Here is an 11,484-nt window from a genome sequence, read left to right on the forward strand (position 1 = left end):
AGCTCCTCGGCCAGCGTCAGGAAGATCTCGATGTCTCGCAACTCCACCCGGGCCCCCAGACCTCCGGCGATAACACCTTGCTTATCTGACCATGTGAAGCCGGAGATTGTTCGCGTTTCGGCCACGCTGCATCCTGAGGCACGTCCTCCTCCGAGGGCACCATCCAGCGCAGGCCCGCAGGGAGATGGACGTGCTCACACCGCTCGCGTACGGCTTGGCCGTCGTACTGGACCTCATGATCATCTTCGTCGGCCTCCGGTTCTTCTTCCAGCCACAGGCCGCCGCGGCCGGCTACGGCGTGCCGGCCAAGGAGAACGGCGACTCCGCGTATCTGACCATCAAGGGGCTGCGCGATCTCGTCTCGGGCCTCATCGGCCTCGCACTGCTGGCGTTCTCCGACGCCGACGCCGCGGCCTGGTTCATGGTGGTGGTGGCCCTGACCCCGCTGGGCGACACGGTGATCGTCCTCCGGAACGGGGGCACGAAAGCCGTGGCCTTCGGTATCCACGCGGCCACGGCGGCGGTCGTCCTGATCTCCGCCGCACTTCTCTTCGCGGCCTGATCCCCGACACGGAACGGCCGTACTCCGCAGCCCCAGGAGGCGAGCAGATGTCCCTCATCCACCCGGACTTCGACGGGCCCCATGTCGTGCGCGAGGCCGACGCCGAAGTCATCGGGCAGGCCCCGACCACCATCCGCCTGCTGGCGGACAGCAGCGCCACCGGCGGCGCGCTCTCCACCCAGCGGGTCACCCTCGCCGACGGCGCCAACGGCGCCAACCCCCACCGCCACGCCAACTCCGCCGAGCTGTTCTACCTCCTGGACGGCACGGCCCAGCTCCTCTCCGGCGACCATATCGTCACCGCCGGCCGCGGCGACCTCGTCGTCGTCCCGCCGAACGTGCCGCACGCCTTCGCCGCCGCTCCCGGGGAGGACGCGGACATCCTCATCGTGATCACCCCGGGGGTCGAACGCTTCGAGTACTTCCGCCACCTCGAACGCATCGCCTACGGCAAGGTCCCGCCGGAGAGCCTCCTGGACGTCCAGGAGCTGTACGACACGTACTTCCTGCAGAGCGACACCTGGACCGCCACCCGCGCCTGACCGACAGGAACCGCCGGGACGGGGGCAGGACCCACGGACAGCCTCCCCCGCCCGGACCGCCTGGTCAGCGGCCCCGGTCCGCGGCCTCCCCCGAAGGTACGTTGTCAATCATGGCCACCCAGATCTTCACCTTGGTCGGCGTCCTCATCGGCGCCCTGACGTCCTACTTCGCCACGGCGGTCGCCGAACGGGCCAAGTTCCGCAGGGAGATGGCCACGCGCTGGGACGAGCGAAAGCTGGACACGTACATCGACTACCTGACGTGCGTGAAGCAGATCCAGAGGGCCGCCATGGAAGCCGGGCGGGCTCGTGAACAGGGGAGGGACGCGTCCGAAGCGTTGGCAGCGATGGAGGAGAGCGAGAACAGAAGATCGGTCCTCTTCGAGACCTTCATCCTGCTGAGCGACAAGGAGGCTGCCACCGCCGCTCACACCGTCAACCAGCAGACGTGGGAACTGCTGAGGACGGCCCGCACCCCCTCGACCGGGACAGCCGAACTCCGCCCGATCCCCCTGGTCGATGCCCTCAACGTGCTCCACGACGCGGCGCGATCAGATCTGACGATATCGAGCAGTGTCACGGTCCGGTGAGTCCTGCCCGCACACCACGACGACGGCCCCCGACCATACGTACTGGTCAGGGGCCTCTCGCCTGCGGTGGGTGTGGGATTTGAACCCACGGTGACATCGCTGCCACGACGGTTTTCAAGACCGTTCCCTTAGGCCGCTCGGGCAACCCACCCCGCACCGTCGCCGCCCCCGGGGACCGGTTCCGGCTCGATGCGTGGAACAGCCTAGCCGGTCAGCTGTCGCCCTTGCGCTCGCCCAGGGTGACTTCGGCCGTCGCGGTCTTGCCGTCGCGCTTGTACGTGAGCGTGACCTTGTCGCCCGGCTTGTGGGTCCAGATCTCGCCGATCAGCGTCGGGCCGCTCTCGACCGTCGTGTCGTTGAACTTGGTGATGACGTCACCGGCCTTCAGGCCCGCCTGGGCCGCCGGGCCGTTCGGGGTGACGGCGGGAGTGCCGCCCGCGCCCTCGTCCGAGATGACGGCGCCGCCGGTCTTCTCCTCCATCGTCACCGTCGCGCCGATCACCGGGTAGACCGGCTGGCCCGTCTTGATCAGCTGCTCGGCGACGTTCTTCGCCTGGTTCACCGGGATGGCGAAGCCGAGGCCGATGGAGCCTGCCTGGGACTGGCCGACGCCGCCACCGCTGGTGGACTGGATGGCCGAGTTGATGCCGATGACCGCGCCGCCCGCGTCCAGGAGCGGCCCGCCCGAGTTGCCCGGGTTGATCGAGGCGTCCGTCTGCAGGGCGCTCATGTACGAGTTCTTGTTGCTGGAGCCGTCACCGGAGGCCACCGGGCGGTTCTTCGCGCTGATGATGCCCGTGGTGACCGTGTTGGAGAGGCCGAAGGGGGCCCCGATGGCGATGGTGGAATCGCCCACCGCGACCTTGTCGGAGTCGCCCAGGGCCAGCGGCGTCAGTCCCTCAGGGGCCTTCTTCAGCTTCAGCACGGCCACGTCGTACCCCTGGGCCCGGCCGACCACCTCGGCGTCGTACTTCTTGCCGTTGGAGAACGTGGCGGTCAGCTGGCCGCTGTCCGCCGCGGAGGCCACCACGTGGTTGTTCGTGAGGATGTGGCCCTCCTTGTCGTACACGAAGCCGGTGCCCGTGCCGCCCTCGCCGTCGCCGGACTGCGCGTCGATCGTCACCACGCTGGGCAGCGCGCTCGCCGCGACGCCCGCGACCGTGCCCGCGTCGCGCTTGAAGTCCTTGGGGCTGTTGGAGGCGGCGACCGTGGTCGACCCGGACGAACCGGAGTCGTTGCTGTCGGCGGCCCAGTAGCCCAGGGCTCCGCCGATACCGCCCGCGACCAGTGCGGCCACCGCCACCGCCGCGACCAGGCCGCCCGCGCGGCGCCGGCGCGGGTGCTCGGACTGCGCGGGCTCCGGGGCGCCCCAGGCCGGGGGGCTGCCGCCGTCGGCGTACGAGGGAATGGCGGGCGGGGGCGGCGGCCAGGCGGCCGAAGCGGCCGGAGGCTGCTGCGGCGACGGCGGCGCGTACGGGTGCTGCTCGTGCCCGGCGGCGGGCGGCTCGGCGCCGTCCTGGTGCGCGACGGCGGGAATGTGGGCCGTCGGCGCGTCCGAAGGAGCGGCGGGCGGGGCCTCCGGCGCGGGCGTACCGCCCTGCGGGGTGCCCTCAGGAGCGGCGGCCGGCACGGGAGGTGCGGACGGAACAGACGGTACGGACGGAACCGCGTTGCCCTCGTTGCCCTCGTTCTCGGTGCTCACAGCTCTTTACTCCTCGGTTCCACTCGGCATTCGGCAAGAGATCCGCTGTGCACGTGTCTGCAGTCAGCTTTTCCCACAGCACGTCAGGCCACTGTAAGCAGGACCTGTGCATCCGCACACCAATCTTTACATCAGGCAAAACGGTCCTACACAACAAGGTGTCAGCGCCCGGGGCGTCCCGGTGACACGATGTCGCGGTGACCCACGCACGCCTACCCTCACCACAGCCTCCCATCCAGGTCATCGCCCACCGCGGCGCCTCGGACGACGCCCCGGAGCACACCCTGGCCGCGTACCGGAAGGCCATCGAGGACGGGGCGGACGCCCTGGAGTGCGACGTACGCCTCACCGCGGACGGGCAGCTCGTCTGTGTGCACGACCGCAGGGTGAACCGCACGTCGAACGGACGGGGGGCCGTCTCCGCCCTGGAACTGGCCGATCTCGCCACCCTCGACTTCGGCTCCTGGAAGAAGCACGAGGGCCACCAGGACCACCACGAGTCACCGGACTGGGACCCGGTGCCGGGCGAGCTCACCTCCGTACTCACCCTGGAGCGGCTCCTGGAGCTGGCCCACGACGTCCGCGCGGGGGGACGGCCGCTCCAGCTGGCCATCGAGACCAAGCACCCCACTCGCTGGGCCGGCCAGGTCGAGGAACGGCTGCTCCATCTGCTCAAGCGGTTCGGCCTGGACACCCCGCCGGCCGAGGGACCCGCCCCGGTACGCGTCATGAGCTTCTCCGCCCGCTCCCTGTACCGCGTCCGCGCCGCGGCACCCACCCTGCCCACCGTCTTCCTGATGCAGTTCGTCTCCCCGAGGCTGCGCGACGGACGCCTCCCCGCGGGGGCGCGGATCGCCGGCCCGGGGATGCGGATCGTACGCAACAACCCCGGGTACATCGAGCGGCTGCACAAGGCGGGGCACCGGGTGCACGTGTGGACCGTGAACGAGCCGGAGGACGTCGATCTGTGCGTACGCCTCGGGGTCGAGGCAATCATCACGAACCGCCCGAAACAGGTCCTGTCACAACTTGGCCGCTCTTAACATCAGTTACACGGGGTGCACCGGCGCATTCACTCCGCAATCGATCGTTACGAGTGCATCACTGTCAGGGCTTTGGCCGGTTTCCGGCGCAGTCCAGGGGGGCATCCACACCGTGGCGTGGGGCAAAGGAGGTCTCGGGGGTGGCGTTTGTGGTGGCACAGGAAGTGCCCGCGTCGTCGAGCATGGCCGTACCCCATGGCCCTGCGGGCGTGGGGCAGGCGCGGCACCGTATGCGCGAGCAGCTGCGCAGCAACGGGGTGTCGGACGCCGTGGTCGACGACGCTGTACTGATCCTTTCCGAACTGCTCAGCAACGCCTGCCGGCACGGCAGGCCGCTGGGGAAGCACACGGAGGTGGGCGACGGCGACATCCGTGCCGCGTGGCGCGTGGACCGGAGGGGTGACCTGACGGTCGAGGTCACGGACGGCGGCGGCCCGACCAGGCCGGTCCCTGCCACACCGTCGGTCACCGCACGCGGCGGCCGCGGGCTCAACATCATCAGCGCCCTCGCCCAGGAGTGGGGCGTGCGGGACGACACCGCCGGTGAGGTCACCGTGTGGGCCCTCGTCTCACCGGGCCGGGGCTCCGGCGGTTTCAGCACGGCGGGACCCGCGAGGGCGGGACGCCGCGAGCGCGCCGGGCTGGGCGGACTGAACGGGATGAGCGGGATGAGCGGCTTCGGCTCGCTCGACGGGCTGGAACTGTCCGACGTCCTCGACGCCTTCGACGACGCGGGCTGAGCGACGCGGGCCCGCAGATGCACGCCGGGCAACGCGGGCCGACCGTTGCCGGCCGAGCGACACGTGCTGACAGCCGCCTGCTGAGAGCGGTACGGCGCACAACTCGGCGGAGCAGGCGGCGAGGGCGCCACGGCGGGTGTGCCCCGGCGTACGACGGGGACGGCTAGGCTCGCGCCCGAGACCGCACTGTCGCAATCGGGAGAACGCCCACCATGGCCAAGAAGCGCCCTCAGTCCAAGGCCGGGAAGCCGCAGCTCAAGGACGGTGAAATCCCGGTCGTAGGGGCTCGTGAGCCCTGCCCGTGCGGTTCGGGCCGCCGCTACAAGGCGTGTCACGGACGCGCCGCCGCCCACGCCGTCACCGAGCTGGTCCAGCGCCCCTTCGAGGGAATCGCCGGGGAGTGCGACTGGATCGCCCTGCGCGAGCTGGTCCCCGCCGCCACCGTCGAGTTGACGCTGAAGGACGGGCTTCCCGAGGGCGTACCGTCCGTGTCGCTGGCGACCGTGCTGCCGATGGCATGGCCGGCGCTGCGCCGCGACGACGGCTCCGTCCTGCTCGCCCTGCAGAACGACACCTCCTCCGGAGACCTCAGCCGCGACCTCGCGGACACCCTGCAGCGCGCGCTGGAGGCCGAGCCCGGTTCGCCGGTCACCGCCCGCCGCGTACCGGCCGACGGGCCCCGTCTGCAGGACATCCTCGACCCCGGTGCCGCGTTCGAGCCGGTCGTGCACTCCGGGTTCGAGTTCTGGGTGCCCGACGCGGAGAACGCCACGGCGGAGGTCTCCGCCTCGCTGGAGCGCGCCAACGCGGCGGCCATCCCCACCACCCGGCTCTCCGGCGTGGACGCGGCCTACTGGTGCGAGACGCCGGAGAAGAACCACCTGCGCTGGGTCATGCCGCACCCCGAGGAGCAACTCCTCGACGCCCTCGCCCGGCTGCACGCCGCGGGTACCTCGTCGCTCGGCGAAGACACCCGTCTGGTGGGCTCGTTCCGCGCCCACGGGCTCATGGTCCCGGTCTGGGACCTGCCGAGCGCGATGGGGGCCGAGGAGTGCGAGAAGCCCGCGGCGCAGTTCGCCGAGCGGCTCGCCGAGGCGCTCGCCTCGGACGCTCCGCTGACGGCCGACGAGCGCCGGGCGCGCGGGGGGCTCACCAACCGCCAAGTGACGCTCAGCTGACAGTGACGAGGACCGGGACCCGGCGGTGACACCCGTCACAACTCCCCGTGCACGTAGGTAAATAGCTGTCCGAATAAGCGAGATCGAATTTGCTAACGGCAGATCTCTTGTTACGGTTCTGGAAGTCCGGTCGCTGGTGCATCCCCCGTCGCCAGCGGCCGGACGTCCTCGTTTCCGGCCCTCTTCGGCCGGGGCGCACGCCGGAGCACTCGGCTCATCGGCGGTCTGCGGCGACTGCCCGGCCCCTCACCTGCGTCGCACCCTCACCGACCCACGCCTCCCCAGGCCGCGGCCTGTCGGCCTCTGCGTGCGGGTCCGGCCACGCTCCGCGCCGGAGCGGCGTGCGCCCCCGGTGCCTCCGGACGTACGGGCGTGCACTTTCGGACAGAACTCCGGGTGGCTGCCGGGCACCGGGAATGCACCCCCTGCACCTGAGGAACATTCACACCGGCACCACCGCGCGCACCGTTTCGGCAATCTGCGAATGGGCCGTCATAAGCCTGCGAACACCGCTCTTTGCGCGGATGCAATTACATCCCGCTCGCTCACGCTGCGCGGTCACGCGGGACCGGGCGGCCTCACACCCCTGAACGAGTGAGCCGCCCGCTGTTCCCGCGTCGTCGTTCCGGCGCCGCTGTTCCCGCGTCGCCGTTTCCTTGTCACTGTTCTCGCGTCACTGTTCCCGCGCCACTGTTCCGCGCGTCGCTGTCCCGCGCGTCGCAGGGCCGCCGGCCGCTCAGTACGCGAGCCGGCTGCCGCCGTCCGGTGCGCTGTTGCTCGCCTCGACGAGCGCGTCGAGGACCGCTTCCACATCCGGGAGCCACGGCGCGGCGTCCCCGGTCTCCGGGGCGCGCTCCCAGCGCACCTGCCCCGTGCCCACCTCGGACGGGGGCAGGACGAGATAGCCGCCCTCGCCGTGGAACCGCAGGGAGCTGGGCACCCAGTCCTGGGCGTGCAGCAGTTCGCCGAGCCGCTCCAGGGTGTAGGGGGCGACCAGCAGCGACCACCTGGTGGGCGTGGCCACCACGGGGCCGAGCCGCACCCCCATGGCGTCGAGCGCGGGCAGCGCCCGGGCACCGGCGACGGCCGGCAGGCTCAGCGCGCAGGGCGCCTGGCCTCCGGTGGCGAGGATGACGGGCGCGGTGGGCCGGTTGGTCCACCACCAGCGCACCATGCGCGCGTCGGTGGTCGCCGCGAGGAGACCGGGGTCGAAGGGGTGTGCGCCGGGTACGGCGCACTCGGGGTCGGGACAGGCGCAGCCGCGGCCGCGTTCGCCGCGTACGGCTCCCGTCGCCAGCCCTGCTCCGGGGAGCACGGGCCACTTCCGGACGGTCGCACAGGCCAGTGCCGCGTCGAGCTGGGCGGAGCTTGCCTTGCGCCGGGGCCGGTGCCTGCGTCGCCTTCCGAGGATCTCGCGCATGAGCGCTCGTTCCTTTCCGTTGAACGCCGAGGTCCACATCACACCACGTGCTCGTTACACCACGTGTGCGTCTCTTCGCTGTGCGTGCTTGCTCATCGGGTCTGCGGTACGGACGAGTAGTCGGTGCCGAGCGTGAGCTTGAGCCGAGCAGAGTGGAACCGAACAGAATCGAGCTGAGCCGAGTCGAACCGGGTTGAGCCGAGCCGAGTCCAGTCAAAACATCGCGCGGTCGGCGTGCGCTGGGCGCGTGCCGTCCCTTGTGCAACCCCGCCGATCGGGGGGTGGGCGGGCGGCCGTCATCCATGAGGACGCCCGGGCTCGCTGTCGGGTTCCAGGGCGGTCACAACTGCCCCTGGCCATCCACGATTACGTACCCCGCATGACCGGGATGACGCTCCCTCCGGCATTTCACCCCGAGGGCGCCCCCTGTCGAGCACACCCAGTCGATCGCAAAAAACGTCCCGGGGGTGCATTTTTCGGCCAAGTTGAGTGTCTCACGGACACCATAAATACCGTAAGGACAATGCTGGACATCACCTCAGTTGTGCGTGTAGATGTGGGTCCGTGTACATGTGGTTGCACCGATAGCGGCGCAGAACGACATGGGGGTTTGCGATGCTATTCGACACAACGCACCGGTCGGAAAGCCGACTGCCATGAGCGCCCCCCACCTTCCGAAAGTGGCTGGAATCGATCCCATGGTTCCCGTTTCAACGCACACTGCCGCACCCACGGAAGGCATTCCCTCCGCGCCGGGAGCCTTCATCCAGGACCGGCTGGCCGGCTGGGTCTCCGATCTCACCACCCTGCACGAACTCACCGAACGGCTGGCCGGGACCAGCACCCTGGACAGCGCCCTCCATGAACTCCTGGTCGCCGGTGCGGCCCTCGTGGGCGCCGCCCGGGGGCTCCTCGTCCTCGAACCCGCCGACGGCCGCGGGCCGTCCCGCACGATCGGCCTCGGCCTCAGCCACGCCGAGTTGGGGCACATCGAGACGGTGCCCCGCAGCGCCACCGCGTACGGCCGCTTCCTCGACGGCCTCCCCGATACCGGCGCGCCCCTGGCGAGCCCCGACATCCTCGGCGACCCCGGCCTCGACCCCGGCTGCCGCGAGGTCGCCGCCCGCCTCGGGTACGCCGCCAGCTACACGCAGCCCCTCGCGACCGGAGCGGCGGAAGCAGCCGGAGCCACCGGGCCGGACTCGCCAGCCCGGACCACCGGCCGGCTCGGCGCGGCCGTCTGGCTGTACGACGAACCGGCCGAACCGCTGGAACGCCAGTGCCATCTCGTCGGGGTGTACGCCCGCTACGCCGCCGAGCACCTCGCCCGCCTGCTCGAACTGGAACGCGCCAGGGCGGACGCCGCCGCCGTCGCCGAGGAGCTCCTCCCCAGCAGGCTGCCGCGGATTCCCGGAGTACGGCTGGCCGCCCGCCGCCGGGCAGGACCCGGGGCCGGCGGCGACTGGTACGACGCGCTGCCCCTCCCGGACAACGCGCTGGGCCTGGCCATCGGCTCGGTCGGGGGGTCAGGACCGGCCGCCCTGGCCGCCATGGGCCGGCTCCGCGCAGGTCTGCGGGCCTACGCGGTGATGGAGGGCGAGGACCCCGTCGCCGTACTCTCCGACCTCGAACTGCTGCTGCGGATGACCGAGCCCTCCGCCGCGGCCACCGCGCTCTACGCGTACTGCGAACCGGACCGGCGCACGATCGTCCTCGCTGGAGCCGGGCACACCCCGCCGCTGGTGACCGGCGAGCGGCGCACCGAATTCGTCGAGACGACGCTCTCCGCACCGCTGGGCATGCTCTCCTGCTGGGAGGCGCCGAGCGTGGAGTTCACCCCCCGCCCCGGTGAGACGGTGCTCTTCTACACCGACGGGCTGCTGCGCCGCACCGGGGACACCAGGGACCGGGCGTTCGCGCGGCTGCACGCGGCGGCGGCCGGGGTGCCGAAGGTCCTGCGCCAGGACCCAGGAGCCGTCGCGGACCACGTCCTGCGGACCGTCCTGCCCGCCGACGGCACGGACCGCAGCGCCGCCACCGAGGACGTCGCCGTGCTCGCCGCACGCTTCGACTGAGCCTCCGGACCGCCCCTCACCCACCCCGCCGACGGCCCCGGACGTGTAAGAGGTCTTCCAGCTCTGAGCCCCCTTCCGTACGCCCGTACGATGGAGAGGGCCCAGTGTCGTACAAGGAGGACATAACGTGTCTGAGGAGCTCGCCCCGGAGACCCCGGAAACAGCAGAAGCAGAGCCGATCAAGCAGCGGAAGAACGGCCTGTACCCGGGCATTTCCGATGAGCTCGCCGAGAACATGAAGTCCGGCTGGGCCGACACCGAGCTGCACGGTCTGGAGCCGATCGCCCAGGCCTCGTACACCGCCGCCCGCCGCGCCGCGCTCTCCGCGCGCTTCCCCGGCGAGCGGCTCGTCGTCCCCGCGGGCAACCTGAAGACCCGCTCGAACGACACGGAGTACGCCTTCCGCGCCTCCACCGAGTACGCGTACCTCACCGGTGACCTGACGCAGGACAGCGTCCTGGTCCTGGAACCGACCGAGGGCGGGCACGAGGCCACGCTCTACCTCCTGCCGCGCTCCAACCGTGAGAACGGCGAGTTCTGGCTCGACGGCCAGGGCGAGCTCTGGGTCGGCCGCCGCAACTCCCTCACCGAGGCGGAGCAGCTGCTCGGCATCCCGGCGAAGGACGTCCGCGAGCTCCCGGCCGCGCTGACCGAGGCCACCGGCCCGGTGCGCAACGTCCGCGGGCACGACGCGGGCATCGAGGCGGCCCTCGCCGACAAGGTCACCGCGGAGCGCGACGAGGAACTGCGCGTCTTCCTCTCCGAGGCCCGTCTGGTCAAGGACGCCTTCGAGATCGCCGAGCTGCAGAAGGCCTGCGACGCCACGGCGCGCGGCTTCGAGGACGTCGTCAAGGTCCTCGACAAGGCCGAGGCCACGAGCGAGCGCTACATCGAGGGCACCTTCTTCCTGCGCGCCCGCGTCGACGGCAACGACATCGGCTACGGCTCGATCTGCGCGGCCGGCCCCCACGCCACCACCCTGCACTGGGTCCGCAACGACGGCGCGGTCCGCGCCGGCGAACTCCTGCTGCTCGACGCGGGCGTGGAGACCACCGAGCTCTACACCGCCGACGTGACGCGGACGCTGCCCATCAACGGCACGTTCTCGCCGCTGCAGCGGAAGATCTACGACGCGGTGTACGAGGCCCAGGAGGCGGGCATCGCCGCCGTGAAGCCCGGCGCCGCCTTCCGCGACTTCCATGACGCGGCTCAGCGGGTCCTCGCGCAGAAGCTGGTCGAGTGGGGCCTGCTCGGCGACCTGTCCGTGGAGAAGGTCCTGGAGCTGGGTCTCCAGCGCCGCTGGACGCTGCACGGCACGGGCCACATGCTCGGCATGGACGTCCACGACTGCGCCGTCGCGCGCACGGAGTCGTACGTCGACGGCACCCTGGAGCCCGGGGTCTGCCTCACGGTCGAGCCCGGACTGTACTTCCAGGCCGACGACCTGACCGTGCCCGAGGAGTACCGGGGGATCGGCGTCCGGATCGAGGACGACATCCTCGTGACCGAGGACGGCAACCGGAACCTCTCCGCCGCGCTGCCGCGCCGGGCCGAAGAGGTCGAGGCGTGGATGGCCCGGCTCAAGGGCTGACCCCCGGGGCCGACAGGCCCGCGCCCCGTGCGCCGGGAGGG

The 11,484-nt window shown here is 71.2% G+C and carries 10 protein-coding genes and 1 tRNA gene; 8 read left to right on the top strand and 3 right to left on the bottom strand.

The features are described 5' to 3' along the window. Window positions 1-235: 235 nt before the first annotated feature. The 3 genes from JKV81_RS28335 to JKV81_RS28345 all read left to right on the top strand — a co-directional run bounded on the left by JKV81_RS28335 (window position 236) and on the right by JKV81_RS28345 (window position 1,694). Entirely contained in the window at window positions 236-562 is a 327-nt protein-coding gene (locus JKV81_RS28335) for a DUF4267 domain-containing protein (protein ID WP_236057991.1), read from the top strand. 47 nt (window positions 563-609) lie between these two features. Beyond that, complete coding sequence (locus JKV81_RS28340) at window positions 610-1,104, top strand: cupin domain-containing protein (RefSeq protein WP_202078460.1); 495 nt, start codon at window positions 610-612, stop codon at window positions 1,102-1,104. A gap of 110 nt (window positions 1,105-1,214) precedes the next feature. Continuing rightward, window positions 1,215-1,694 (top strand): hypothetical protein, encoded by a 480-nt coding sequence (locus JKV81_RS28345; protein WP_129264648.1) that lies wholly within the window; start codon window positions 1,215-1,217, stop codon window positions 1,692-1,694. Window positions 1,695-1,758: 64 nt separating this feature from the next. Here JKV81_RS28345 and JKV81_RS28350 read toward each other — a convergent pair. Further along, a tRNA-Ser gene (locus JKV81_RS28350) sits at window positions 1,759-1,845 on the bottom strand. 60 nt (window positions 1,846-1,905) lie between these two features. Continuing rightward, entirely contained in the window at window positions 1,906-3,396 is a 1,491-nt protein-coding gene (locus JKV81_RS28355) for a S1C family serine protease (RefSeq protein WP_129264647.1), read from the bottom strand. A 197-nt stretch (window positions 3,397-3,593) separates the two neighbouring features. Between JKV81_RS28355 and JKV81_RS28360 the strand changes: the two genes are divergently transcribed. From JKV81_RS28360 to JKV81_RS28370, 3 genes are all read left to right on the top strand, one after another. Continuing rightward, window positions 3,594-4,439, top strand: a complete 846-nt coding sequence (locus tag JKV81_RS28360) for a glycerophosphodiester phosphodiesterase (RefSeq protein WP_129264646.1) — start codon at window positions 3,594-3,596, stop codon at window positions 4,437-4,439. A gap of 140 nt (window positions 4,440-4,579) precedes the next feature. Beyond that, on the top strand, window positions 4,580-5,179 hold the full coding sequence (locus JKV81_RS28365; RefSeq protein WP_202078462.1) for an ATP-binding protein: 600 nt from the start codon (window positions 4,580-4,582) through the stop codon (window positions 5,177-5,179). Between the two features lie 212 nt (window positions 5,180-5,391). After that, the gene (locus JKV81_RS28370; protein ID WP_129264644.1) at window positions 5,392-6,357 is read left to right on the top strand and encodes a DUF5926 family protein; all 966 of its coding nucleotides are present in this window, start codon (window positions 5,392-5,394) and stop codon (window positions 6,355-6,357) included. 736 nt (window positions 6,358-7,093) lie between these two features. Here JKV81_RS28370 and JKV81_RS28375 read toward each other — a convergent pair. After that, window positions 7,094-7,777 carry a bifunctional DNA primase/polymerase gene (locus JKV81_RS28375; protein WP_129264643.1) on the bottom strand — a complete coding sequence of 228 codons (684 nt, stop codon included), beginning with the start codon at window positions 7,775-7,777 and terminating at the stop codon, window positions 7,094-7,096. A gap of 698 nt (window positions 7,778-8,475) precedes the next feature. On the opposite strand from JKV81_RS28375, the gene JKV81_RS28380 reads away from it, so the two are divergent. Together JKV81_RS28380 and JKV81_RS28385 are read left to right on the top strand one after the other, a co-directional pair. Beyond that, window positions 8,476-9,852 (top strand): PP2C family protein-serine/threonine phosphatase, encoded by a 1,377-nt coding sequence (locus tag JKV81_RS28380; RefSeq protein WP_236057990.1) that lies wholly within the window; start codon window positions 8,476-8,478, stop codon window positions 9,850-9,852. A gap of 127 nt (window positions 9,853-9,979) precedes the next feature. Further along, window positions 9,980-11,443: an aminopeptidase P family protein gene (locus JKV81_RS28385; RefSeq protein ID WP_129264641.1), complete on the top strand. Its 1,464-nt coding sequence runs from the start codon at window positions 9,980-9,982 to the stop codon at window positions 11,441-11,443. The last annotated feature ends 41 nt before the right edge of the window (window positions 11,444-11,484 follow it).

It is taken from the genome of Streptomyces silvae (genome assembly GCF_016745505.1).
GTDB classification, from domain to species: domain Bacteria; phylum Actinomycetota; class Actinomycetes; order Streptomycetales; family Streptomycetaceae; genus Streptomyces; species Streptomyces silvae.

Coding starts and splice junctions, on each gene's coding strand:
- JKV81_RS28340 (WP_202078460.1), top strand. CDS start 610: ATGTCCCTCATCCACCCGGACTTCGACGGGCCCCATGTCGTGCGCGAG.
- JKV81_RS28335 (WP_236057991.1), top strand. CDS start 236: ATGATCATCTTCGTCGGCCTCCGGTTCTTCTTCCAGCCACAGGCCGCC.
- JKV81_RS28345 (WP_129264648.1), top strand. CDS start 1,215: ATGGCCACCCAGATCTTCACCTTGGTCGGCGTCCTCATCGGCGCCCTG.
- JKV81_RS28380 (WP_236057990.1), top strand. CDS start 8,476: ATGGTTCCCGTTTCAACGCACACTGCCGCACCCACGGAAGGCATTCCC.
- JKV81_RS28375 (WP_129264643.1), bottom strand. CDS start 7,777: ATGCGCGAGATCCTCGGAAGGCGACGCAGGCACCGGCCCCGGCGCAAG.
- JKV81_RS28370 (WP_129264644.1), top strand. CDS start 5,392: ATGGCCAAGAAGCGCCCTCAGTCCAAGGCCGGGAAGCCGCAGCTCAAG.